Annotated in this window: 21 protein-coding genes; 3 read left to right on the plus strand and 18 right to left on the minus strand. The window is 52.9% G+C overall.

All coding sequences use genetic code 11. From position 1 onward, the window contains the following. Positions 1–432: 432 nt before the first annotated feature. The 15 genes from AB1500_02525 to AB1500_02595 all read right to left on the minus strand — a co-directional run bounded on the left by AB1500_02525 (position 433) and on the right by AB1500_02595 (position 18,073). A complete protein-coding gene (locus AB1500_02525; GenBank protein ID MEW6182040.1) occupies positions 433–1,176 on the minus strand; it encodes a glutamine amidotransferase in 744 nt (247 codons plus the stop codon). Continuing rightward, complete coding sequence (locus AB1500_02530; GenBank protein MEW6182041.1) at positions 1,139–2,539, minus strand: MurT ligase domain-containing protein; 1,401 nt, start codon at positions 2,537–2,539, stop codon at positions 1,139–1,141. The genes AB1500_02525 and AB1500_02530 overlap by 38 nt, the downstream gene beginning before the upstream one ends. Positions 2,540–2,949: 410 nt before the next feature. Then, positions 2,950–4,692 (minus strand): adenosylcobalamin-dependent ribonucleoside-diphosphate reductase, encoded by a 1,743-nt coding sequence (locus tag AB1500_02535; GenBank protein ID MEW6182042.1) that lies wholly within the window; start codon positions 4,690–4,692, stop codon positions 2,950–2,952. A 636-nt stretch (positions 4,693–5,328) separates the two neighbouring features. Then, positions 5,329–6,156: a hypothetical protein gene (locus tag AB1500_02540; protein MEW6182043.1), complete on the minus strand. Its 828-nt coding sequence runs from the start codon at positions 6,154–6,156 to the stop codon at positions 5,329–5,331. 18 nt (positions 6,157–6,174) lie between these two features. Next, complete coding sequence (sigI, locus tag AB1500_02545; GenBank protein ID MEW6182044.1) at positions 6,175–6,873, minus strand: RNA polymerase sigma-I factor; 699 nt, start codon at positions 6,871–6,873, stop codon at positions 6,175–6,177. Positions 6,874–7,018: 145 nt separating this feature from the next. After that, positions 7,019–7,624: a DedA family protein gene (locus AB1500_02550; GenBank protein ID MEW6182045.1), complete on the minus strand. Its 606-nt coding sequence runs from the start codon at positions 7,622–7,624 to the stop codon at positions 7,019–7,021. 150 nt (positions 7,625–7,774) lie between these two features. After that, complete coding sequence (gene pyk, locus AB1500_02555; GenBank protein ID MEW6182046.1) at positions 7,775–9,526, minus strand: pyruvate kinase; 1,752 nt, start codon at positions 9,524–9,526, stop codon at positions 7,775–7,777. Between the two features lie 86 nt (positions 9,527–9,612). Further along, positions 9,613–10,575 (minus strand): 6-phosphofructokinase, encoded by a 963-nt coding sequence (pfkA, locus tag AB1500_02560; protein ID MEW6182047.1) that lies wholly within the window; start codon positions 10,573–10,575, stop codon positions 9,613–9,615. A 136-nt stretch (positions 10,576–10,711) separates the two neighbouring features. Then, on the minus strand, positions 10,712–11,665 hold the full coding sequence (locus AB1500_02565) for an acetyl-CoA carboxylase carboxyltransferase subunit alpha (protein ID MEW6182048.1): 954 nt from the start codon (positions 11,663–11,665) through the stop codon (positions 10,712–10,714). Further along, positions 11,649–12,512 (minus strand): acetyl-CoA carboxylase, carboxyltransferase subunit beta, encoded by an 864-nt coding sequence (accD, locus tag AB1500_02570; protein MEW6182049.1) that lies wholly within the window; start codon positions 12,510–12,512, stop codon positions 11,649–11,651. Before accD ends, AB1500_02565 begins: the two co-directional genes overlap by 17 nt. A 344-nt stretch (positions 12,513–12,856) precedes the next feature. Next, positions 12,857–13,051: a glutamate decarboxylase gene (locus tag AB1500_02575; GenBank protein MEW6182050.1), complete on the minus strand. Its 195-nt coding sequence runs from the start codon at positions 13,049–13,051 to the stop codon at positions 12,857–12,859. Between the two features lie 85 nt (positions 13,052–13,136). Next, positions 13,137–13,367: a trp RNA-binding attenuation protein MtrB gene (gene mtrB / locus AB1500_02580; GenBank protein MEW6182051.1), complete on the minus strand. Its 231-nt coding sequence runs from the start codon at positions 13,365–13,367 to the stop codon at positions 13,137–13,139. Between the two features lie 138 nt (positions 13,368–13,505). Next, entirely contained in the window at positions 13,506–16,907 is a 3,402-nt protein-coding gene (locus tag AB1500_02585) for a DNA polymerase III subunit alpha (protein MEW6182052.1), read from the minus strand. A 279-nt stretch (positions 16,908–17,186) separates the two neighbouring features. Beyond that, positions 17,187–17,645, minus strand: a complete 459-nt coding sequence (gene trmL, locus AB1500_02590; GenBank protein ID MEW6182053.1) for a tRNA (uridine(34)/cytosine(34)/5-carboxymethylaminomethyluridine(34)-2'-O)-methyltransferase TrmL — start codon at positions 17,643–17,645, stop codon at positions 17,187–17,189. Further along, the gene (locus AB1500_02595; GenBank protein MEW6182054.1) at positions 17,642–18,073 is read right to left on the minus strand and encodes a CoA-binding protein; all 432 of its coding nucleotides are present in this window, start codon (positions 18,071–18,073) and stop codon (positions 17,642–17,644) included. The genes trmL and AB1500_02595 overlap by 4 nt, the downstream gene beginning before the upstream one ends. Before the next feature lie 548 nt (positions 18,074–18,621). Here AB1500_02595 and AB1500_02600 point away from each other — a divergent pair. Both AB1500_02600 and AB1500_02605 read left to right on the plus strand, forming a co-directional pair. Further along, a complete protein-coding gene (locus tag AB1500_02600; protein ID MEW6182055.1) occupies positions 18,622–19,578 on the plus strand; it encodes a DUF4912 domain-containing protein in 957 nt (318 codons plus the stop codon). A gap of 2 nt (positions 19,579–19,580) precedes the next feature. Then, the gene (locus tag AB1500_02605) at positions 19,581–21,161 is read left to right on the plus strand and encodes a 1,4-alpha-glucan branching protein domain-containing protein (protein ID MEW6182056.1); all 1,581 of its coding nucleotides are present in this window, start codon (positions 19,581–19,583) and stop codon (positions 21,159–21,161) included. Here AB1500_02605 and AB1500_02610 read toward each other — a convergent pair. Continuing rightward, the gene (locus AB1500_02610) at positions 21,158–22,267 is read right to left on the minus strand and encodes an HD-GYP domain-containing protein (protein ID MEW6182057.1); all 1,110 of its coding nucleotides are present in this window, start codon (positions 22,265–22,267) and stop codon (positions 21,158–21,160) included. The genes AB1500_02605 and AB1500_02610 overlap by 4 nt on opposite strands. 116 nt (positions 22,268–22,383) lie before the next feature. Here AB1500_02610 and AB1500_02615 point away from each other — a divergent pair, with 116 nt between their 5' ends. Further along, on the plus strand, positions 22,384–23,238 hold the full coding sequence (locus AB1500_02615; GenBank protein ID MEW6182058.1) for a diguanylate cyclase: 855 nt from the start codon (positions 22,384–22,386) through the stop codon (positions 23,236–23,238). Positions 23,239–23,372: 134 nt separating this feature from the next. Here AB1500_02615 and aroH read toward each other — a convergent pair whose 3' ends face one another. Together aroH and AB1500_02625 are read right to left on the minus strand one after the other, a co-directional pair. Further along, on the minus strand, positions 23,373–23,741 hold the full coding sequence (gene aroH, locus AB1500_02620) for a chorismate mutase (GenBank protein MEW6182059.1): 369 nt from the start codon (positions 23,739–23,741) through the stop codon (positions 23,373–23,375). Between the two features lie 39 nt (positions 23,742–23,780). Beyond that, positions 23,781–24,245, minus strand: a complete 465-nt coding sequence (locus tag AB1500_02625; GenBank protein ID MEW6182060.1) for a hypothetical protein — start codon at positions 24,243–24,245, stop codon at positions 23,781–23,783. Between the last annotated feature and the right edge of the window lie 134 nt (positions 24,246–24,379).

Consider the following 24,379-nt stretch of genomic DNA (forward strand, 5'->3'; position numbering starts at 1 on the left):
AACGGTACTCTACCTCTTCTCCCTCGATCCAGGTGACAAGGTACATCTACCTTCCTCCTCTGAAAACACGTTCTTCCTTGGTGGGTCGCGGCGATGAGCTTCGCTTTACTTCGTCCGGCTCACCGGGCCGGGTCCTCACCCGGCACTCAGTTTCACCTGTGATAGTTATGATTTAAGATGAGCCTACTTGAAGGCTGAACGCTCCGGCCCGACCTTGCCAATCTTACATGCTCTGGTCACTTCCTACGTTTTTCGTTCACGTTACACTTCTGCAGCTAAACAACACGCTTACGCGTTTAGAATTTCATCCTCCGCGATGCCGCCGAATGCGGCATGTGGAATCCCGCAAAAGATATCCTGTACTTTGTATACAGTATCCTTGAATATTTTAACAGGCTTGAACACAAACAGCAATGGTTAATTAATAATTATTTACTTCCTAGCGTCTTTATTCCTGGCCCCGAGGCGGTGCAGCATGACCTCGTTTGCCTTGTTTTCGAATGTGTCGTCAAGGGGTGCCAGGAAGTTATCCTCCCCTCGCCGCCGCAAGGCAAGTGAAAGTAGATTATCGGTCAGGACCGGGTTCTTGGGGAAAAGGGGTCCGTGAAGATAGGTGCAGAAAACATTTTGATAACGGGCGCCCTCATAACCGTCGCTGCCGTTATTCCCGTAGCCTTTGAGGACCCGGCCCAGCGGTCTTACATTACCAAGATAGGTCTGCCCGGAATGGTTTTCGAAACCGGTTGTCTGCATCCTTTTGCCGTTGATCTCCACTTCAATGCCGATATTGCCGATCATTCGTTTCGTGCCGGCATGGGTGTAAAGGTCCAGGATACTGAGTCCGGGTATCTCCGTACCGTCGAGGGTCCGGTAATAATGCCCGAGAAGCTGGTATCCGCCGCAAATGGCGAGCACCACTAACCCGTTCTCGATGGCCGCGGCAAGATCGGAAGCCCGGTCTATAAGGTCTGCGGTTATCAGCCCCTGCTCCCGGTCCGACCCCCCGCCGAGAAAGAGGAAGTCCACCTGTGCAAAATCCACCGGTTCACCGAGGTTTACTTCATTAACCTTCACGGAAATACCGCGCCACCGGCAGCGTTTAACAAAAGCGATGATGTTCCCCCGGTCACCGTAAAGGTTAAGAAGATCGGGGTACAGATGGCATACGGTTAGCACCGTTGACCTCCTTTGTGTATCGCCGCAGGACTCTCTCAACCGGCCAGAGCGCGGTATAGGTAGCCAGAAGATAACCGGAACTCCCCAGGCCCTCTAAAACTTGTCTGACGCTGGTGGTAATGTTGGAACAGACATCGATTTTGCGCACCGGCACTCCCGCATATTTGAGCCGCAGGGCCATCTCTTCCGCCCGGGTACCCGAACAGATAAAACGTAAAACGTTCTTGGAGTTTTCCAACCGTTCGAAATCAACGTCCCAGATCCAGGAGATGTCGCGTCCATCTGCAGCGTTATCGTTCAAGGCGATGAAAACGTCCTTCGGTTCCCTGCTGTTGTTCAGTAGATTAAGACTCTCGTTGAAACCGGCGGGGTTTTTAACCAGGTTCAGGTAAATCGGCTTCCCTTTATAGACGAACTTCTGCAACCGTCCCGTTGCAGGAACAAAGCCACGCAGACTGGCGGCTGTATCCTCAGGGTTCAATCCCAGGTACAGACCCGCTCCAAACACCGCAAGGGCGTTGTAGGTGTTGTAAAAACCCGACACCGGGAGCGTGAATTCCACCAGAGTGTCCTTCACGCGCACCTTGCACGAAAGGTCCCCGTCAAGCACGTTTACCTTTAACGCCTCCACTTCCGCCGGGGGCCGGGAAAAGCCACACCCGGGACACCGGAAGGCGCCGAGTTGACTGTAGTGGTAATACGCATAAACAAATTCCTGTCCACAGCGGGGACAGAAACGAGCTTCCCGGGTAAGGCACTGTTCTTCATTACCCCTCAGTTGCGCCCCCAACCCGAAAAAGACAACCGGCAGGCTCAGGCCGCCAAGTTGCGCCACCAGGGGATCATCGGCGTTGAGCACCAGTTTTATGTCGGTAATCTGCCGTAGTGTGTTTCTGATAAAGGAAACCGTCTTGTCGAGTTCTCCGTAACGGTCCAACTGATCCCTGAAAAAGTTCGTTACGATAACGATTTTCGGCTTTACTATCTCCGCCACGCGGGGGAAGGCCGCCTCGTCAACCTCAAGCAGAGCCCAGTCGTAATCAAGCCGCCCCCCGATGCCGCAGGCCTTTACGAAAGCGGTTGTCACCCCGCTGATTAGATTCGCTCCCTCACGGTTCACCACCACCCGATTGCCGCGCGACTCAAGGAAACGTGCCAGCATGTTGTTAGTGGTTGTTTTACCGTTGGTCCCGGTTACCATGATAGCACCGTAGCGCATTTGGCCGGCCAGGGCGGAAAGGGTCCCCGGATACACCCGCAACGCCACCATCCCCGGCAGTGATGATCCCCGCCCGCCGCTGATCTTTCCAAGGTAGTGGGCCAGTTTTCCGGCCAAAACGGCCGCTGTCAGCCTGACGCGCAACAATACTCCTCCAAACAACCTGTCTAACAAAATCCCGGGCAGCAAATCATGATAGTGAATCTTGGCTTCATCTCTCGCTTTAAGCCTTCCGTTTCCATCCCCAAACCGCGGGACAACTCGCCAGTCGTTAAAGAAGATACGATTTGAGGTTCGATATTAATCCAACAACCACAATAAATTATAGTGTTACCTTGTGAAAAATCAAGCCTACTATATTTCCTGGGAGGCCGTTGCAAAACTGCGCCCGGCTGTTTCAGAAGTCAGATGCCGGAAGTCTGAAGTTAGAATTTAAGGAAATTGCAACGAATTTGCCCAAAGATCCTGCCTCTGACGTCTTGCATCAGACGTCCGTTTTCGGCCTCCGGGACCTTTTTTTTTAAGAAACCAACGAAAGCCGTCAGATCGTCTTTCTACCGGTTAAGGTCTTTTATAACGCTTTCCTGGCAGGGAGGACAATTTGTCAACGAAGCTAAGGGTTGGTCATTGCGGGAACCGGTGCGGTATATTGTCAGTCCTTTTAAGCCAAGGGCATAAGCCCGCTTAAAAATATCGGACACTTCGGCTTCCGTCGCCTGTTGCGGAAGGTTTACGGTCTTGCTGACTGCGTTGTCCACATATTTTTGAAAAGCGGCCTGCATCCTGAGGTGCCAGGCCGGGCTTATCTCATGCGCCGTTATAAAAACGGCCTGCTCCTCCTCCGTCAGCCCGCGCACGTCCGTTAAGGTTCCGGTGGCATGCACAGCGCTTAGAATCGCTTCCCGTTCGGGTTCCGGGTAATTATTTCGCAGATGGTCCCGAAAAACGCGGTCGACCACCCGAAGCTTCTTCCCGTCCAGAACCGAACGGGAATAACTCAGCGCAAAAGCCGGTTCTATACCGGGGCTTACCCCGGCTATCCCGCTGATTGAACCCGTGGGGGCGATTGTGGTAAGGGTGGCGTTCCTGAGGGGCGTCTTGGGGTAATAGACCGATTGCTCCCAGGCGGGAAAAGGTCCGCGCTCTTCCGCAAGGGTCTTCGAAGCCTCATATGCTTCCCGTCTGATGAAAGACGCGACCTCCTCCGCAAGGGCTAAGGCCTGTTCCGAATCGTAGGGAATTCCCAGACCGTACAGCATATCAGCCCAGCCCATAGCACCCAGGCCGACCTTACGCGTCCGTCTTGTTGCCGCGTCGATCTCCGGCACCGGGAAGTTATTTATCTCTATCACATCGTCAAGAAACCGGACGGCATGGTTGACCACCCTGCGCAACCTTTCCCAGTCAACCTTTTTACCCGACGTCATTGCGAACAGGTTAATCGAACCGAGGGTGCATGATTCGTAAGGAAGCAGCGGTTGCTCCCCACAAGGATTTGTAGCGTCAATCGGTCCGAGAGCCGGTAGAGGGTTGGCGCGGTTAATCTCGTCGATAAACAACAGCCCGGGTTCGCCGTTGGCGTGAGCAAGACGGCATATCGATCCGAAGACTTGTCGTGCCGGAACAGTGGTATAAACACGCCCGCCGAAGACCAGCGGGATATCGCCGCCCTTTTCCACGGCATCAAAGAATACATCACCCACCGCTACAGATATGTTAAAGTTCCGAAATTCGCCTTCGTGCTGCTTACAGGTGATAAACTCCAGGATATCCGGATGGTCCACCCTAAGGATACCCATGTTCGCTCCCCGCCGGACCCCTCCCTGTCTTATTTCCTCGGTGGCCGCGTTAAACACGCGCATAAAGCTCACGGGCCCGGATGCGACCCCCCCTGTTGACTTAACCGGATCTCCTTTAGGCCTCAACCGGGAAAAATTAAAACCGGTGCCGCCGCCGCTCTTGTGGATTAGCGCAGCCTGTTTCAGGGATTCAAAAATGTCTTCGATGTTGTCCTCGATCGGCAGCACAAAACAGGCGGCAAGCTGACCGGAACCCCGTCCCGCGTTGATAAGGGTCGGGCTGTTCGGCAAGAAATCAAATTCGGCCATCAATTTAAAGAATCGCTTCAACCATGTATCGGCCGCGACGCCCTTGCCGAAAAGGCCTTCCGCTTGTGAAACGGTCCCGGCCACCCGCCGGAACATCTGTTCAGGGGTTTCATTAATCATACCCTCAGCATCACGCCGGAGGTATCGCCCTTCCAAGATAATTTTTTGATTAGCATCCAGTTCGACCATCTGATCTCCCTAACCCGGATAAGTCGGAACCAATTTCAACCGCAGATGGACACAGGTATACACGGATTAAGATAAATTTATGTCATCCCTAACCCAGACAAGCCGGAACCAAAATATTGCACCACAGAGGCAGATCATCAAGTCCGAAGTCCTATGTCCTGCGTCCTAAGTCCGGAAACAGGGACTGGGGACTTTCGCTTCGTTTCCTCCCGTTCCCGACTCTGAGGACTGGGAACTTTCGACTGAGGACTTAATTTATGACTCGCGACTTTTTATCAGTTCCCCTCCGCGTGCTCTGTATCTCTGTGGTTACCCAGCACTTAACTTGTTAATCTTAAGACGTGGCTTTCTGGTTGCGCATTGCATACAACGTCGCAAAGCAGTTTTAACGTACCGTTGAGTGCTGGGCTTGCCATTCTGTGACTTAGCGTTAAAATCCCTAAATTTAGTTCCGTTAAGGTATAATACCCTAATCGTACCGTGTTACACAATACAGCTGTATAAAGCCGCCTCAGCTGCCATTGAAAGAAATTTGAAAGCAATCCCGAATTCCGCACCTTGCAATTGATGAGTGCTGAAAAATAAAAAAAGCAAACATAATGTTTGCCGGGTTACGACGCTGGTCTTAGCAAAAACCTATCGTTCGGGTACCGGAGCGGCGAAAAAAGCCGGGGGCTCTTGTTCTTGTCCCGGTACCCGCAGGGGCTCCCCCTCCGACCGGACCAAGGTGAATCCCTTTTCACCAACGAGGGCGGCAACCGTTTGGCTGCCTTCCCGCTCCAGTTTTTTAAGCGGTCCTTCCCGGACAACGTTAATCGGGACATTCAGTCCGCGCCGCTGCACCTCCCGCAAAAGAAGATACCTTCCGGCCGAAAGACCGTCCTTCTCAGCTTTTTTGCGCGTTCCTGCATCCGCATAAACAGCCACTATTTCGGCCTTTCCCCGCTGCACCGGGAAAGACCGGGCCACCAGCCGCGACAATGCACTCGCGCTGAGCCTGTCATCCGCCGCGTCTGCTGTTCCGGTTACCAGCAACACACTTTCCGTACCCTCTTCCAGGTATCCGGAATCCAGGGCTCTCTTCAATACGGCGGAAATACCGGATTCAAGATGTTTCCCGCGCAGATCCCCCATCGCGACCAGTTCTTTGCCGGCGGCGTTAAAACCCCGCTGTCCGGTAATAACCATGTCCCGGTCAAGGGAGATTTCGACGCTCGGCTCCATATCCAAAGTCACGTAAGCCCAGGTGGAAGGCAGAATCATCCGGTATGCACTGAAACTAAGAACTGCAACGGCAATGACGACCGCTGCGGCAAACCACGGCGTTTTCCTTTGCTGCGGTGGATCGACCGCCGCCTCTTCCCCGACCGATGAGCCCTCGCCGATTTCTCCCTGGCAAAAACCACCGTCACGGGTCAGGATAATTCCACCGCCGTTTTTCTTTTTCAGTAATATCCCTTGCATTATAGTTCCCGCCTTGACTTAACTTTTCAGGTAAGAGTTAAGGTAAATGAAACGCTCCGGATATCTGAAGATTATTGCGAGTGCCAGAAGGTATCGACGGTTCTTCTCTATGACCTTGGGGCTTAAACCGGTTTTAAGCGCCACCCTTTTAACCGGAAGCCGCTCCTTCCGTCCCAGCCGTTTAAACAGATCCTCGTCCTCCGCAAGAGAACGCGCCGCATTTACAAGCGCCATCCTGCTGTCACAGTGCTTCGGCGAAAGATAAACCAGTTGCTCAATGGATATATCGTACTCCGACAACGCATGTTCGTATTCGATTATCTCTTCCGCCCGGTCCTGACTCGTTTTCTCCCAGAGGTATTCCTCCCACGCCGCGCTCAACTCGTTAAACATTTTCTCCGGGGAACCGTTGTCGCCCAAACTTGCGCTTGTATGCCGTCCTTCTTGCCGGAAGTAATTTGCCAGGCGGCTCTTAATAACCAGTCTTGCGAAGGCAAGGAACGGTACATTCCGTTCGAAGTCATACCTCGTTACAGCCTCGTCGAAGGCGATAAGACCTATGCTCAGTTCATCATCACGGCCCCATTCAAGGGTTCGCCGGCAATAAGAATTAACCACCCCGGAAATAAAATTCCGGCATGCCTCGACAATGGCGTTGCGCGCCTCGACATCTCCTTCTTTCGCACGGGCAAGCAGCCGGAGGGCACTTTCGTCCATTACATAACCCCTTGCGCCGCACCCTTCAAAGTGCCCTTGTATGTCTATACAAAGCAAAGACACGATTTGAAGGGTATTTGACTGTTTGACTATCTATTTAATTTTATCACTAATTTTAAAGGGAAAGTTTAGACACTCATCGTTTTTATGGTACTTTTTTTGCTTTTTGTCGTCCGGTGAATAAGAGAAACAAGCCTAAACCTACGAGGGCTGCTAAAAGGAGCATCGGCTGCAGTTGCCGTGTAACTTTTTCCCACCCCTGCCCGAAAATCATGCCAAGCGAAAGATAAAGCGCGCTCCAGGGAACGGCAAAGATTGTCGTCAGCACCAGAAAAACACCGATGCGTAAGCCTCCTATGCCCGCAATATAGGGAGTAAGATTACTGATCCCGGGTATAAACCGGCCGAAAATCACAAAGCCCGGCGCCGAATGGCTTAAGTATTCCCGTGCTTTTTGCAGGCGTTTCTCGTTGACCCCCAGTAAGCGTCCGCCATGTTCAAAGACCTTTTCCCCCAATTTGGCGCCTAATATATATGCCAGAAGAGAACCCGCTATAAAACCGATAGAAGTAGCGACCCAAACCGCCGTGAAAGCCATGTAACCCTCGGCAACCAAAAAACCGGCGACTATTATCATTATACCGCCGGGGAAAAACGGCACACCCATAGCTTCTATGAAACTGCTCAAAAGAATGCCCCCCGTACCCAAGGCGGCAAGATAGTTGATAATAAGCTCTTTCAACGTTGCCACAAGCCTTCCGCAAAAATAGAATTCAGAAGCCAGAATCCAGAATTCAGAATAATTCCTTAAAAATCGTCCCTGACTCCTGACTTTTGTCTCCCGATCCCTGGTTTCCTAACTTCTGCCTTCTGCCTTCTGGCTACTGACTACTCACTACTATTAAAGCACTCGTGCGACGCCGCTGTATATTACGCCTCTTTGCCCGTCCATCGTTACCACCTGTCCGTCTCTTAGGATCGCGGTGGCTGATTCGACGCCTACAATAACCGGTAGCCCGAACTCCAGCCCCACTATCGCCGCGTGTGAAGTTAGACCACTGGTTTCGGTAATAATGCCGGCGCAGCGTTCCATAACCGGGACAAACTCCTTATCGGTAGCGGTTGCCACCATAATGTCCCCCTGCCGTATCCGCTCATCGGCCTCTTTCGCTGTACGCACCACCCGAACGCTGCCGGTAACCGCCTTCGTACCGATACCAATCCCACGCGCCAGTATGTCGCCCACGGTGTGCACCTTTAAAAGGTTGGTCGTACCGTGCACACCCACTGGAACTCCAGCCGTAATAACCACCAGGTCCCCGGCGTTGACATACCGCGCGCCAACCGCCGCTGCCACCGCTTCGGAAATCATTTGGTCGGTGTTTTCGATCCGCCTGACCAGAAGCGGAAGCACCCCCCAGACGACGGTCAACTTCCGTACCACAGTTTCCTGCGGGATGACCGCAACCACCGGCGGACGGGGACGGTACTTTGCGACCATCCGCGCAGTATAGCCGGTCTGCGTGGCTGTGATGATCGCCGCGGCCCCCAGGTCATGAGCAGTGGTGCAGGTTGCAAAACTTATTGCGTCTGTAACCGTATGTTTGGAAAGGGCTTTCTTGCGGCCGAGAATTTCGCTGAAAGATAAAGCCTCTTCCGCACGAGCCGCAATCCTTGCCATTACGGCCACCGCTTCCAGAGGATAACGCCCAACGGCTGTCTCACCGGAAAGCATGACCGCGTCCGTTCCGTCAAATATCGCGTTGGCAACGTCACTGGCTTCCGCACGCGTAGGGCTTGGATTGCTTATCATGGATTCCAGCATCTGAGTCGCTGTAATCACAGGCTTGCCTGCACTGTTGGCCTCCTCGATGATCTTCTTTTGTGCCAGGGGAACCTCTTCGATCGGGATCTCCAGCCCTAGGTCACCCCTTGCTACCATGACCCCGTCGGCAACCTTCAAGATCCCGGCAAGGTTCTCCAGCCCCTCCCAGTTCTCAATCTTTGCGATAATCCAGGTGTCGGCCCTCGCCTCTTCCAAAAGCCGCCGTGCTGCGAGCACGTCTTCGGCTTTCCGGACAAAAGACAGGGCGATGTAATCCGCCTCCTCAGCGATGGCGAACTTAATATCGTCGACGTCCTTTTCGGTAAGTGAGGGAAGGTTGACCCTGACTCCCGGAAGATTAACCCCTTTATGCGCGCTTATTACCCCACCGGTTTCCACCCGGCACATAACGCTTTCTTTCTTCGTATCCAGAACCTTTAACCTCACCAGCCCATCGGCGACTAGTATTATGTTCCCCAGCCTTACATCATTGACCAGGCCCTGATAATTTACCGGAATGCGGCGCCGCGTGCCCTTGTTGTTCTCCGGAACCAGTTCCACTTCTTCGCCCGTATTAAGTCTGAGATGTTCCGCGTCAAACTCTCCGAGGCGAATACGCGGGCCCCTTATATCCACCAGGAAGCCTATGTTCTTACCGATCTTCCCGGCTTCCTCCTTAAAAAGGCGTATCCTGCGGCTGTGCTCGGAACGGGTGCCGTGTGACATATTTACCCGGACAACATTCATCCCGGCCTTTAACATCCCCTGTACCACCTCGGGGTTTTCTGTCACCGGTCCTATGGTACAAACGATTTTGGTATGCCTCATAATACCTCCATACCTCAGTCTTCAGTCCTCAGTCACGAGTCGAGGTTTACGGGTTGAGTCAAGTCCCGGACTCGGGACTTTTACAACTATATCGCCAGAACCTCGGCCAGCCGGCATAGTTCTTTATCAATTTCTTTTTTGGATTCAAACACCTCGGCAAGTTTGCAATGCCCCAACCGACCATCGCGAATGCATACCGCCGTGCACTCCTCACCGGCCTCAAGCAGGTCCACCGCCCGCGCGCCCATCATGCTGGCATAAACCCGGTCGATCACAGTGGGCGAACCGCCGCGTTGAATATGCCCGAGGACGGTAATCTTTGTATCAAAACCGGTACGGGACTTTATTTCACGCGCAACCTCAGCGGCAGAACCGGCACCTTCAGCTACGATGATAATGCTGTGGAGTTTACCTCTCTTAACCCCCCGAAAAAGACGGCGACAAACAGCGTCGAGGTCAAAAGGTAATTCCGGAATCAGAATCGACTCGGCACCTCCGGCAAGACCGGCGGTAAGAGCAATAAAACCCGATTGACGCCCCATTACCTCTATCACGAAGGTTCTTTCATGCGAGGTCGCCGTATCGCGGATTTTATTTATCGCACTCACTACATTATTTACTGCGGTGTCGAAACCGATGGTGTAGTCGGTTCCCGGAATATCGTTATCGATCGTAGCGGGCACGCACGCCACCGGAAGCGCTGTTTCCTGGTGAAGGACATGGGCACCTTTGAATGAGCCGTCCCCGCCGATAATAACCAGCCCTTCAATACCTGCCTCCCGGACCGAGGCAAAGGCGTGCGATCTTCCCTCGGGGGATAAGAACTCCTTCGAGCGCGCCGTTAACAGTATCGTCCCGCCTGTCTGAATGGTGTCGGCCACCGAACCGAGGCTCAACGGGTGGATATCCCCCTCCACCAGACCGGCAAAGCCCCGCCTTACTCCCATAACCTCGCGACCCTGAAAGAGGCCTTTACGAACCACTGCACGAATCGCCGCGTTCATCCCCGGCGCGTCGCCGCCGCTGGTTAATAACCCAATCCGGTGCAAGCAAATCCCCCCTAAGAAGACGGTTATGGATCAAAGATAATATGACGCCTATGATAAAACCGGCTTTATGTATTTCCGTTACAAGGGGAAGTGATCGAAAGACTGTCACCAGTTGAAGGTGATTAACCTACAACCTTTAACCGCTTATTGCCCCGACGTTCCTGAACTTCTCGTAGCGGCGGGCAACAAGTTCTTCGGGAGTCGCCGTACTCAACTCCTTTAGGTTCCGGGCAAGGGCTTCCCGCAACAGGGCGCCGGCGCCTTCAGGATCCCGGTGAGCCCCTCCCAAGGGTTCAGGGATCACCTCATCGGCGATGCCCAACGCTAAAAGATCCTGCGCGGTAAGCTTCAAGGCTTCTGCAGCCTCCCGCGCCCGTGCAGGATCCTTCCACAGAATGCTCGCGCACCCTTCGGGGTTGATCACCGAATACACGGCATGCTCCTGCATCAAGATTCTGTCCCCTACACCGATGGCCAGCGCTCCGCCGCTTCCCCCTTCACCGATAACTATTACTATTATCGGTATCCGCAGTGTGCTCATACGAAGTAAATTTTGTGCGATCGCGTTGCATTGGCCCCGTTCTTCGGCGCCGACACCGTAGTGAGCGCCGCGGGTGTCGAGAAAGCTGACCACCGGCCGCCTGAATTTTTCCGCCTGTAGCATCAGCCTCTGGGCTTTGCGGAACCCCTCCGGGTGGGCCATTCCAAAGTTCCGATTTACGTTTTCCTTTGTGTCGCGGCCCCTCAGATGCCCCACGACGGTGACCGCCGATCCGTCAAACAGGCCGATACCGCCGAGGATTGCCGGGTCATCGCCATAACAGCGGTCACCATGAAGCTCAATAAAATCTTGAAAAAGTATTTTAACATAGTCTTCCGTATTTGGACGGTCGGGGTGGCGGGCAAGTTGCACCTTTTGCCAGGGGGAAAGGTTAGTGAAGATTGAGCGTTTGAGTTCCTCCGCGCGTTTCCTCAAGTTGTCTATCTCCCCTGAAAGCTCCAGGCCTTTTTCCTGGCTGAAAGAGGTAAGCTCCGCGATTTTATTCTCCAACTCCATAAGGGGTTTTTCAAAATCAAGGGCTGTCGGCAATATCTTCCCTCCCGTAATGAAGCATAAGGATGCGCGCCAGGGTCTCGCGCATCCTGGCCCTGGGCACTACAATGTCAATCATACCGCGCTGCAGCATGAACTCCGCCTTCTGGAAGCCTTCGGGGAGTTTCTGTTTTATGGTTTGATCCAACACGCGCGGGCCGGCAAAACCGACACGTGCCCCCGGCTCGGCAAGAATGATATCCCCGAGCATCGCAAAACTGGCACTTACGCCGCCGGTGGTAGGGTCGGTCAGGACGGTTACGTAAAGCAGCCCCGCGGCGTCCAGGCATTTCAGAGCCACAGCGGTTTTAACCATCTGCATCAGCGCAACCATACCTTCCTGCATCCTTGCTCCGCCGGATGCGCTGAACATTATAAACGGCAAACGGCGTTCGGCGGCCCGCTCCGCCGCCCGGGCGATTTTTTCCCCCACGGCGGCTCCCATACTCGCGATTATAAAACGGGAATCCATCACTCCTATGACCACCCGGTGTCCGAGAATGGCGCCTTCCCCGGTGACCACCGCTTCCTTCAACGACGTTTTCTGCCTCGCGTCAGCCAGTTTTTCCGGGTAACCCGGGAAATCCAACGGGTTGTCCGCAACCAGCCCGGATTCATATTCCTTAAAGCTTCCTTCATCAAGGGTGTAACTCAACCTCTCTTCCGCGGTGAGCCGGAAGTGGTGGTTGCATTTGCCGCAAACGTTGAGGTTCTTGGCAACGTCCTTGTTATAAACGATAATCCCGCAGTCCGGGCATTTTACCCATAACCCTTCCGGAATATCTTTCTTTTCTTCCTTGTGTACGGTTACGTATTTAGGCTTCTTGAAGAGCTCCAAGACCAGGTTTATCCCCTCCCTTGAATTCGCTGTTGGCGAATTCTTACGATGATTCTGATCTCTGATTTCTGGTTTCCGACATCTGAATTCTGTACGCTCCGGCCCGTCCTTGCCAATCTTCCTTGCTCTGCTCGCTTCCCACGGCTTTTCGATTGTGTTACACTAATGCAACTAGGCAACACGCTTACTGCCCATATTTTCATTCCTCGTTGTGCCGCTGAATGCGGCATGTGGAATTCCCAATCACAGACGCCGCACGTCGGACTCGTCGTATACCCTTGGATTCCTTTTCGTCAACACTTCCACAACCGGTATATGCAACGCCACGTCTCTATTTTCCAGATAACGTCTTAGTCGTCAAAACCGCCGAGCAGCTTATGAGCTTCCTCGGCCTCGGCCTCCGGCACAAGAATCTCGTGCAACTGGCTGTCACCCGTACCGGTATTTTCCGCACGCAGTTTAACTAACAAGCCTTCACTCACCAGCATATCCCGTACACTTTCAGCCTCTTCTCGGGTTGGAGCGATATAGACTACCGTCCACACAAAAGGTCCTCTCCTGTCCGAAGCAGTTTTTTCAATTATACCCGGAATGAACATTCAAGATGCTTAGGCGCACTTTCAATGCCGGTTAGTCCTCGGTGCGGATACCGCCGTGCTTGGTAAGGATCTCGGCTTTGCCCCGAATCTTGATCGCCGAAGTATGCTCGGTAAACTGCGCGATCATAAGCTCACCTTTGTCCAGTTTCTCCGTATGGTGGAACTTGGTATCCTTTCCACGCGTCAGCCCCATGATGGTCACACCGTTTTCCATGGCTTTGATAACGATATAATCGGCCAGAATCCATTGCTGCTCAAGCATTGTTTTACCTCCTGTGTTCTGGCATGTATGATAGCATAACGGTAATTAAAGGGCAAGTAACCCGGCTTTTCAAGCTGTTTGAAGGCCAATTGCCCTCTACAATCTTGAATTTGTAACCTTGAACCTTGAACTTAAAACTTAAGACCGCCGCCAGGCAATTTTTAAATTCTTTTCTCCAACCATATCCTTTAATATACCGACCACCGGTGAAGTCAGGTCGACCCAGAAGTCCTCGGGAGCTTTCCGGACCCCGCCTTCTCCCGGAAGATACAGATAGACCGGACTTGTCCCCCGATAAAGACCGAGGGTTTTTTTTAGTTGGTTCATAAACTCGGGCTCCGCCTCCGGCAGACGCAGATAGACCTCCGCGCCGTTCCAATCAATGGCCGTAACCTCTTCCGCCACGAGCCTTGCCCGCTCGGTGCCGGCCGCCTTTTTGCCCCTGATCAGAACCACCGCTTCGGGTTTGAGGATCAGACGTGATTCCAGGTACACCCGCGGGAAAAGCACAACCTCGATAATCCCCGTTAGATCCTCCAACTGAAGGACTCCCATTTGTTCACCCTTTTTAGTCCGAAGCTTCTTGATTCCAAGCGCAAGACCCCCAACCCTGAGGGAGACGTTCTGTTCCGCCTCCGGCAGTTCAACCGCCTGCATATCCGTCAGCGCCCGCAGAATCTCGCGGTAATTGGCCAGGGGATGGCCTGTGATATACAGACCGAGAAGCTCCTTTTCCATGGACAGAAGTTCCTGAACGGGAAACTCACCAAGTTCCGGGTCGGTTTTGAGGTGATACCCGCCGTTCTCGAGATCCCCGAAAAGGGAAAGCTGGCTTGAGTCCTTTTCCTTTACCGACCGTTGGGCAAGTTCCAGGCCTTCATCAAGCATCGATAACAGCTGCCGCCGGGTCTGCCCGAGCGAGGCAAAAGCCCCCGCCCGCGCAAGGCTTTCCATGACGCGGCGGTTTATAGCTCGCGGGGGAATCCTCACGCAAAAATCTTCGAAATCCTTAAATACGCCGCCCTCCTCACGGGCGGTGATGACCGCTTCGACGGCGTGTTCCCCGACATTCTTCACCGCTGACAGCCCGAAACGAATACCGTTCTCCACCACGGTGAAATTCTTGCCGCTTTCATTGACGTCGGGTGGAAGCACCTCTATCTGTAACCGCCTGCACTCTTCCACGTATGCGGCCACTTTATCGCTGTTATCGCGGGACGACGTTAAAAGCGCAGCCATGTATTCAGGTGTGAAACACGCCTTCAGGAAGGCGGTTTGGTAGGCAACCATTGCGTAAGCGGCCGAATGACTCTTGTTAAAACCATATCCGGCAAAGTACTCCATGAGGTCGAATATTTCGCCTGCTGTTTTATCGTCAACATTGTTCTTAGCCGCACCGTCCACAAAGCGCGACCTGAGCCCCGCTAGGATTTCAGGCTTTTTCTTACCCATCGCCCGGCGCAGGAGGTCGGCCTCCCCAAGGCTGAAACCGGCAAGGGTGCTGGCGATCCGCATAACCTGTTCCTGGTACAGTATGACACCGTAAGTTTCTTTTAAAATGTTTTCGAGTAAAGGATGGGGATAGGTAACCAGTGTCTTCCCGTGCTTACGCCTGATGAAATCCTCCACCATGCCGCTGCCTAGCGGACCGGGCCTGTAAAGCGCCACCAGCGCGATTAAATCCTCAAACACGCTGGGCTTAAGTTCCCGGAGGATGTTACGCATCCCGCTGGATTCAAGCTGAAAAACACCGGCCGTCTCGCCCCGGCATAAAAGCTTATAGGTTGCAGGGTCATCCAGCGACAGGTTATCAATATCGATCTTAATGCCGCGGTGCTTTCTTATAAGATCGACCGCGTCCCCGATAACCGTAAGGGTTCGAAGCCCGAGCAGGTCCATTTTCAACAGGCCGAGCTCCTCCACCGCCTCTTTTGCGAACTGTGTCGATACGGAACCGTCGGCGACACGATGCAGGGGTACGAAGTTGGTAAGCGGCTCCGGCGCGATGACGATACCGGCGGCATGAGTGGAGGCATGCCGCGGCATTCCTTCAAGGCGCGCCGCCACGTCGAGCAGGTGTTTAACCGTTGGATTGCCGGCCGATAGCTCCGCAAGTTCGGGAGATACATCGAGGGCCTTTGCCACCGTCATGCCCAGTTCAGTCGGGATAAGGCGCGCGACGCGGTCGACTTCGCCGTAAGATAATCCTAGCGCCCGGCCTACATCCCGGATAGCGGCCCGTGCCGCGAGTGTCCCGAACGTGGCTACCTGAGCGACCCGATCTCTGCCGTAGCGCTCAAATACGTAATCGATCACCTTGCCCCTAAGCTCATAACAGAAATCGGTATCTATATCCGGAAGGGACACCCGCTCCGGGTTCAAGAACCGCTCGAAAAGAAGTCCGTACTTCAGCGGATCGATGTTGGTGATGCCAAGGCAATAGGCCACCACGCTTCCCGCCGCCGAACCACGCCCCGGGCCGACCAGCACCCCGTTCTCCCGCGCAAAGCGTATAAGATCCCACACGATGAGAAAATATGAAGGGTATCCCATCGCCTCGATTACCCGCAACTCGTACTCCAACCTGTCAACCACCGAGCTGTCTGGATCACCGTAACGCCACTTGAGGCCTGTGTAGCACAACTCCCGGAGATAATCCGCGGGCGTGCTTCCCGGCGGAACAGCGTATGCCGGCAGGTGGTACTGCCCAAAAACCAAGGAGGTATTGCACCGCTGTGCGATTTCCGCCGTACGTTCGATTGCCGGTGTAAAATCCAGAAATAGTGCGCTCATTTCCTCTTCGTTTTTCATATATAACTGGTCGGATTGAAAGCGCAGACGTTTGGGGTCATCAACCGTCTTACCCGTTTGAATGCAAAGGAGTATGTCCTGTATGGCGGCATCATTCTGATTAACGTAGTGAACGTCGTTCGTGGCAACAGTCGGAATCCCTAATTCCCTTGAAATACTTATAATTTCCCGGTTGACCGTTTGTTGTTCCTTGAGCCCGTGGTCCTGTATCTCCAGAAAATAGTTTTCGGGACCGAAAATCTCCCGGTATGTTCCGGCAGCCTGACGGGCCTTACCGGGGTCGCCTCTTAAAATGCCGGCCGCCACCTCACCCGCCAGACAAGCGCTCAAGGCTATTAACCCTTTGCTGAAACGCCCGAGCAGGAACCTGTCCACGCGCGGTTTGTAGTAAAAACCGCTTGTGAAACCGAGCGAAACCAGCTCCATTAAATTCCGGTACCCGGTATCGTTCTCCGCAAGCAGCACCAGGTGATATAGGTTGTCGTCGACCTTGGGCGTGCGGTCGTCTATCGTCCGCGGCGCCACATAAACCTCACACCCCAGTATCGGTTTTATTCCTTTTTTCATGCAGGCCTGGTAAAAGTCGATTACTCCGTACATCGCCCCGTGGTCGGTTACCGCCAGCGCGGGCATCCCCAAATCCGCGGCACGCTGAACGGCATCCTTGATCCTCGCCGCCCCGTCAAGCAGACTGTATTCCGTATGCAGGTGAAGGTGTACAAAAGACAAAACGCTATTCCCTCCATGGTTTCAAGAATACAGAATTCAGAAGTCAGGATATAGAATTTAAAATTCCAGAATGAGAGCAATAAAGAGCTTTTATTTTACTATGAATGGTGACTCGAACTCCTGCTCCTAATCTCGGAACTCTCGACAATAGACAGGTGGCCTTCCGGCTTCTACCTTCTACCTTCTACCTTCTACCTTCTACCTTCTACCTAATGCCTACTGCCTTTGACCCTGTCACCCAACGTTGAACGTTGAACGTTGAACATTGAACTTTGAACCTTACTTAAGCCCCTCGAATCCCTGCTGCCGCAGCGCCTCGTAAAGCACTATCGCTACGGCGTTGGAAAGGTTAAGCGAGCGAGCACCGGAAACAACCGGGATGCGAATCAAACGGTCAGAAAACGTTTCGAGTATTTGGGGCGGCAGGCCGGATGTTTCCTTTCCAAAAACCAGATAACCATCAGGAGGATAACTGACGGAAGAGTATCGAACCGCCGCCCGTGTGGTAGCAAAGTAAAAACAGGCCCTGTGGTTTGCCTGGAAGAGTTCATCAAAATCGTTGTAATAAGTGATCTTAACAAGATGCCAGTAATCAAGCCCCGCCCTTTTTAAGTATTTGTCGTCCGTCGAAAAACCAAGCGGCCCAACCAGATGCAGCGCGGTACCCGTAGCCGCGCACGTGCGGGCGATATTCCCCGTGTTGGCGGGTATCTCCGGTTCCACAAGCACAATGTTCATTCACCGAAAATCCTTCGGTGCTCGACCATTATACACTTATCCATTATCAACGGAACACCTGCTTCTCTGCAGGGTTCAACCGCCTTTTCATTTATAATCCCCAGTTGAAGCCATACCGCCTTCGGCCTTAGAGAAAGGGAATTCATAACCACCGGCAGCGCCTCCTCGCTTCGGCGGAAAATATTCACGATGTCGACCGGGAAGGGTATATCATTAAGATCCCGGTAAACCCTTTCGCCGAGGATCAGATCTTCAAGCGGGTAAACAGGCACCACCCGGTAGCCGCGCTCCTTTAAGTATATCGCCACCCGATGGCTGTCTCGGTCGGTTTTGGGTGAAAGTCCCACCACGGCAATGGTTTTACTTTCGCTCAATAAGGCGGCCAAAAGTTCTTTTTCAGGGTTGGCAAAAACCACCACCGTTATCACTTCCCCTTCGGCCCGGTGTTAACTCTTTATCCTTAATAAACATAATAACCCCGGCCCGCTGCTGATATCCGGCACGGCACCCGCTTATTATCACCGCGATCCCGTCAGCGGCGTCATAAAACTAACGGATTATCCTGACCTGTTTACCCTGCGGTTCTTTTGTACGAAGTTCTACCAAACCAATAATATCTCCTTCAAGCCCTTCAAACAAAGCGACGTGAATGCTTCCCAAAGCTCATGTTTGTGAAACGCCTCAGTAAAATCTTATGTTCGAAGCACCTTCCGGCGGTTGTTTTGAAATTGATTTTCGATAACAAAATAAAACTGATTATATTTTTTCAAAATTAACCATGGATGCACTGTTCCAGCGAACTATTTCCCGTTGACCGCATTGCTCCCTTCAAGTGTAATATTTATCTTTATAATCCCGAAAAGCGACGGCAATAATAAGAGAAGCCTCAAAGCTTGTTTCGCGTTCCGGCGTTTTAGTCCTATTAAACGAAATAGATAAAGAATTGTAAGTACTGAACTTGGAGGGGTTATTAAACATGGAAGTTTTCGCCTGGATACTCGTTATCGCCCTGCTAGCCTTGGCCACGGCCGTATATCTATGGTCGTCGCGCCGTCCGGTCAAAAAGTTGTTGCCATCCGTGCCTCCGCCCGCGGATGTAGAGTTCGGGGCCGAAATAAGCCCGTACATTTCCCCGTCATCTCCGGCAAAACCGGCGCTCTATACACCGGAACTTCCCCGCCGGTACGGTAAGAACCAGATGGCCTTGTTGGCCCGCGACCCATACTGGCTGTTCGCCTATTGGGAAATCAGCGCCACCAAACAAGAAGAGTTCGCCGCCCGCTACGGCCCCGAAGCCTGGCATACGTCCCGTCCTGTTCTGCGGCTGTACGATGTCACCGGGGTGGATTTCAAAGGGAATAACGCAAATACTTATGTTGATATCTCCGTGAATGAAGAAGCCGACAACTGGTACATGGAAGTGGGACAGCCCAATCGCTCATTTTGTGTGGATCTCGGGCGGATGCTTTCCACAGGACAATTTGTAACGCTGCTCCGGTCCAATTTGGCGCATACGCCGCGCGCCTCTCTTTCGGAACGCTTTGATGAAGAGTGGATGTGGCTGGAGGGGATCTACCGCTCACTGTTGCGCTACCAGTTTGGTTTGAGCTCGCCGATTTTATTTGAAGAGGTAGCGGCAAGAATGGGCAAGGAATTCATTCCGATAGGGATTTCGTCGCCGGTCGGATTGCCGTTGGGCATCTCCTCTCCGGGCGTATCATCCGTAGGGATTTCATCCCTTATAGGTGTCCCCGAGCGTCCCGTATCCCGCAGGGAAGCGGAGAAGGCGGTCGTTGGCGTCCCGCCGTCACTGCGACGGGGTGTTCCAGCCCCGGTGGGTCTCCCGGAAGGAATGGTCGTACCCGCCGGTCTGACCAAGGGCGCGGCAAAAGCCGCCCGGCCTAAACCCGGCAGAAAGAAGAAGGGGGTTTAGGAATGGCCAAAGGGTATCTTGCGCTGGTTCTACACGCTCATCTTCCGTTTGTTCGTCACCCGGAACATCAGTATTCGCTTGAAGAAAAATGGCTTTATGAGGCTGTTACCGAGTGTTACATACCGCTGATCTGGACTTTTGAGAACCTTTTACATGACGACGTTCCATTCCGGCTCACCCTTTCGCTTTCACCGCCGCTTTTAACGATGTTCGCCGACGGATTTCTGCAGCAGCGTTCTCGTAATTACCTGAACAAACTCATTGAACTCGCGGACAAAGAGGTAGACCGGACCAATGAAGGTCCGTTTAACGGTCCGGCGCGGATGTACCGGGACCGTCTGCGCCGGACCCGGGACACCTTAAACCGCTATAACTGGAACCTTATCGACGCCTTTAGAAAATTCAAAGAAGCGGGCCGTCTGGAGATAATTACCTGTGCCGCAACGCACGGATATCTGCCCCTTCTTTACGTTAATCCGGCGGCCGTCAAGGTTCAAATTTCAGCGGCGGTAGACCTTTACCGAAAGTTCTTCGGGCATAAACCGCCCGGGATATGGCTGCCTGAGTGCGCTTATACCCCCGGTATTGACCAGTACCTCAAAGAGAACGGCATACGTTTCTTTTTCCTGGACACTCACGGTGTCCTGTTCGCCTCGCACCGGCCGCGTTTCGGGATTTACGCCCCGGTCTTCTGCTCAACAGGCGTTGCGGCCTTCGGCCGTGATATCGAGTCCTCCAAACAGGTATGGAGCGCCAGAGAAGGATATCCGGGTGATTTCGATTACCGCGAGTATTACCGGGACGTCGGCTTCGACGAGGACTTCGACTATGTCAGGGACTACATCCACCCGGATGGGATTCGCGTCAACACCGGCTTAAAATACTATCGTATAACGGGAAAAACAGATCACAAGGAACCGTACGTACCGGAATGGGCCACCCAAAAAGCCGCCACCCATGCCGGAAACTTTATATTCAACCGGGAGCATCAGATACGTTACCTCAGTAATTTTATGGACCGCCCGCCGCTGCTTGTGGCCCCTTACGACGCCGAACTCTTCGGTCACTGGTGGTTCGAAGGGCCTCAATGGCTTGAGTTCCTAATCAGAAAAACCGCCTACGACCAGGACATCGTAGAATTGGTCACGCCTTCCGATTACCTGCGGCTTCATCCCTGTAATCAGGTAGTCACACCGTGCGCATCGAGCTGGGGTAACAAAGGCTATCACGAGGTCTGGCTTTGCGGCTCGAATGATTGGATATACAGGCACCTTCACTGGGGTGCGGACCGGATGGTTGAATTAGCGCAGCGTTTTCCGGGCAGTGAGGGAATGCTGCGACGGGCGCTGAACCAGGCGGCTCGAGAACTCCTTTTGGCACAGTCCAGCGACTGGCCGTTTATTATGGCCACCGGAACAATGGTCGAATACGCAGTGCGCCGTTTCAAGACCCATATGAGCAACTTCAAAGGTATATACCAACAAATTACGGAATGCCGCCTCGAAGATGATTGGGTGGCGGATCTTGAAAACCGCCACAACATTTTTCCCGATATCGACTACCGGGTTTACGCCCAATCTTAGAAAGGCTGAGCGGGCTCGATCAGCGCGAGTCCCAGCGCCGTTACTTCCTCGTTTTTGAGTATTTGCGCTATCCCTAATCCCGCTTCGTAACACCAAAAATCGGTGGTCTCGGTGAGAATTTCGCCGTTCTTACCAATTATCGGCCGTATCTGAGGGTACAGCGAAAAACCCGGTATATTCTCCAGCACCACCGCCACCTCCCCCGAAGTCAGCCGAACGATGCAGCCGACCGGAAAGGCGGCGATATTATTCAGAAATGCCTTGACAACCGCGTGTTCGAACCAAAAATCACCCGTGGCCGACAGCATTTCGAATGCCTCGTGCGGCTGGTAAGCCTTACGATAAATTCTATCGGCGGTCATGGCGTCATAAACATCCGCCATACCGGTTATCTGAGCGATAACCGGTATTTTAAATCCTTCAAGCCGATCCGGGTACCCCTCCCCGTTCAGCCGTTCATGATGCGACCGCGCGATAATCCGTGCCGGAAAAAGATTTTCCAGCATCTCCTCTCCGTAAAGGGTGTGCTTCTTCACCTCGTTGAACTCTTGTTCCGTCAACGATCCCGGTTTGTTTAAAATTTCCTGAGGCACGCGCATCTTCCCCACATCGTGAAGAAGCGCCCCCATGCCAAGTTCCATCAGCTGCGTGGCATCGAAACCAAGGTTTACCCCGGCAAGAACGGACAAGATGCATACGTTCGCTGAATGATAGAAAAGGTATTCGTCTTCCATACGGATATCCATAAGGTTGAACATCACGCCGGGTTTCTGCATAATCTCGCCGACGATCCTTTCCACCGTACGGTAAATCCCAGGGGAAGGCTTGATCACCCCGGTTTTACAGGTCGATGAATCCAAGAGAATGCTTTTTACCTGCTGTACAGCCTGCTGTCGTGTTTCCTCCCTGACCACACCCCGTATCTCTCTATCGCCCATCAACCCGTCGTCTATATAAATTGAGGGTATGCCCAGATTAAACAGGTGCTCTATATAACGCCGGGTCAGTATCGCGCCGCGCGCCAGCCAGACCTGACCGTCTTTTCCGTAAACGTTCTGGCCCACTTTCATTCCCGATACCAACTGCGTTAGCATCAGACGACGCATTTGAAAAGGTCCTTCCAAATTGTAATTATGATCAGTTAGCTATTGACAACACCATTCTATTCAGTAAAAATAATATGGGATTATAGTAAATTATTACATCATTTAGGTGGATGCTGGTGGATATCGCTGAAATAATGAATTCTCAGTTTTTTATCATCTCTCAGGATGAACCGGTTTCTAAGGCTGTCGACCTTATCCTCAAGAGTAAGGTAGGTGACCTGGTCGTTCTGGATAAAAGAGGCGGTCTTGCAGGTATAGTCACTTTACGCGACTTATGCGGCGTGCCCGACGGTTGTCTGATAAGTGAGACCCTATCCCGAAAACCCGCCGGGATCCGTCCGGAAACATCCATCTGGGAAACAGAAAAGATAATGAATGCCGCACGGGTAGACCGTCTCCCGGTGATCGCGGCAGATAAGCTTATCGGCGTCGTCACCAAGACTAACCTTCTCGTAACCATTGCACGTCACACCGACTCACTTACCGGCCTGTATACGGCCGCTTACCTGCGCGATACGGCCGCAAGGCTTATTCAATCAGAAAGCGAAATCAGCATAATCTTTATCGATATAGACGATTTCGGTTTCATTAATAAACGCATCGGCCACTCCGAGGGAGACAGGTGTCTTTGCGTATTAAGTAGTCTTTTGAACCATACCGGCGATCCCGCCCGGGACTTTCCCTGCCGTTTCGGGGGTGATGAGTTCGCGCTGGTCAGCACCCGCCCCCTTAACGAAGCCCTTAGCTGGGCTGCAGGTTTCAGGCTCGCCGTGGAAAATGCATGCAAGTCGGTTTCTATTACCGTTTCCATCGGTATCGCCGGCGGTCGCCGCATGAAGCCGCGTGCGGGTGTTAATCCGGAGGATATAATAGAAAGCCTCATCAACCTTGCCAGCCTCGCCTCTACCCACGCAAAAGGCACCGACTCCGGCATAATGGTTGCCGACAGCCAAGCCGCACCTCAGAATTAAGGTCGCCTATAATCTCAAAGACCACACGTATCACACTGACGAAACGCGGTCAAGGACGGTACAAAGGACGACGCCCGACGAAACAAAGCTGCTCAATTCCGAGTTCAGAAGCCGGAAGGATGTGGGTTCACCGACTACTGAGGCACGCTCAAATCCGGTCTGAGCCCTGCCGCGTCTCCCAGGTAAACATGTTTGAGTTCCTTCTGCGACTTATCCGTATTCACGTGTAACAGAACCCTTATTACCCGGGACGCCGCACCGGGAACGTCTATTTCCCGGGCGCACAGAAGCGGCACATGGCGCCATCCGATTTCTCTGGCGGCCAACGCCGGAAACTGCGCATTCAGATCCGGAGACAAGGTAAAAAAGACACTGGCGACCTCATCAAGATCAAGGGCATTCTCCTGCACCATCGATTGCAGAAGTTCCTTGGTGCCGGTAATTATATCTTTTGCGGTATTCTCCTTAACGGTTATCGCTCCTCTTATGCCTCGGACGCGAATGTCGCTGCACTCCTTCCATTGAACCTTTAAAACGGTACTCTATCTATCATTATATTTTCTTTCCAGGGCGCTTCGATACCGCTGCACCTCATCCCCGATGCGAAAAAAAAGCCTTTCTATTTCATACCGGCCCAGAACGAGGCTTTCCAGTTCCAGAATCTCTATTTTGCGGAATTCCTCCCGGAAGATCAGCCGCACCAGGTCATCCACCCCGTCCGAGATTACAGTCAGTTCCAAAGGAGCATACGCCGTCTCCGTCCTTGTACCTTCATCCATAACCATATAAACCTCATGAGACATATCGATGTCCTCTATCTTTATCCCTTGAATCGGAACGTTCCTAAAAACCGCAGCGTTTTGCTCGCGCGCTTCCTCGGCCGCTTTCTCGGTGGTCTTACCGCCGAAAAGCAGCCTTCCGGGTCGCCCGACCCCTCTGAAATCCAGACGCACCCGTGCCCGGATAACCTTATCGAGGAAATCTCCGTCGGCCATGCTTCTAACCAAGTATATCCCCCCTTTGTTAACCGTAGCATAACCACTGCACGCTAACTTTCACAGTTCTTTTAAACTCAGTTTGACCAGACAAAAGGTTTTCAGAATAATCAGGTTCTTCAACGCTCATTTTAGCCAGGATGTAT

Source organism: Bacillota bacterium (assembly GCA_040755295.1).
GTDB lineage: Bacteria > Bacillota > Desulfotomaculia > Desulfotomaculales > Ammonificaceae > SURF-55.

Coding starts and splice junctions, on each gene's coding strand:
- mtrB (MEW6182051.1), bottom strand. CDS start 13,367: ATGCTTGAGCAGCAATGGATTCTGGCCGATTATATCGTTATCAAAGCC.
- AB1500_02605 (MEW6182056.1), top strand. CDS start 19,581: ATGGCCAAAGGGTATCTTGCGCTGGTTCTACACGCTCATCTTCCGTTT.
- trmL (MEW6182053.1), bottom strand. CDS start 17,645: ATGAACATTGTGCTTGTGGAACCGGAGATACCCGCCAACACGGGGAAT.
- AB1500_02610 (MEW6182057.1), bottom strand. CDS start 22,267: ATGCGTCGTCTGATGCTAACGCAGTTGGTATCGGGAATGAAAGTGGGC.
- sigI (MEW6182044.1), bottom strand. CDS start 6,873: ATGGACGAAAGTGCCCTCCGGCTGCTTGCCCGTGCGAAAGAAGGAGAT.
- AB1500_02600 (MEW6182055.1), top strand. CDS start 18,622: ATGGAAGTTTTCGCCTGGATACTCGTTATCGCCCTGCTAGCCTTGGCC.
- AB1500_02535 (MEW6182042.1), bottom strand. CDS start 4,692: ATGGTCGAACTGGATGCTAATCAAAAAATTATCTTGGAAGGGCGATAC.
- pyk (MEW6182046.1), bottom strand. CDS start 9,526: ATGAGGCATACCAAAATCGTTTGTACCATAGGACCGGTGACAGAAAAC.
- AB1500_02540 (MEW6182043.1), bottom strand. CDS start 6,156: ATGCAAGGGATATTACTGAAAAAGAAAAACGGCGGTGGAATTATCCTG.